This is a genomic window from Anaerococcus lactolyticus ATCC 51172 (assembly GCF_000156575.1).
GTDB lineage: Bacteria > Bacillota > Clostridia > Tissierellales > Peptoniphilaceae > Anaerococcus > Anaerococcus lactolyticus.
Window position 1 is genome coordinate 1 of the sequence record NZ_GG666146.1, and the last position, 241, is coordinate 241.

At 61.8% G+C, this 241-nt stretch carries 1 protein-coding gene; it reads left to right on the top strand.

Annotated elements, in window-relative coordinates; translation table 11 throughout:
- The first annotated feature begins 12 nt into the window (after nucleotides 1-12).
- The gene (locus HMPREF0072_RS12755) at nucleotides 13-171 is read left to right on the top strand and encodes a DUF1427 family protein (protein WP_369073166.1); all 159 of its coding nucleotides are present in this window, start codon (nucleotides 13-15) and stop codon (nucleotides 169-171) included.
- Nucleotides 172-241 lie beyond the last annotated feature (70 nt).

The window sequence follows — 241 nt, forward strand, 5'->3', positions numbered from 1 at the left end:
GCGCTGATCGGCCTGCTGGGCATTCTGGTCGGCGAACAGGTCATTCCGGTGGGCAGGCAGCTGCTCAACGGAACCGCCTTCGCCGCCGCCTGCGACAAGGAAAAGACCGTCAGCCATGTGCTCGGGCAATTGCCGGGCCGCCACCAGGCCCCGGACAAGAAACAGGGCTGAGCCCGTTCCAAAGGAGAACTCAGAATGTCTAACGCTACGCCTGATGTCATTTTCCACAACGGCCGCATCA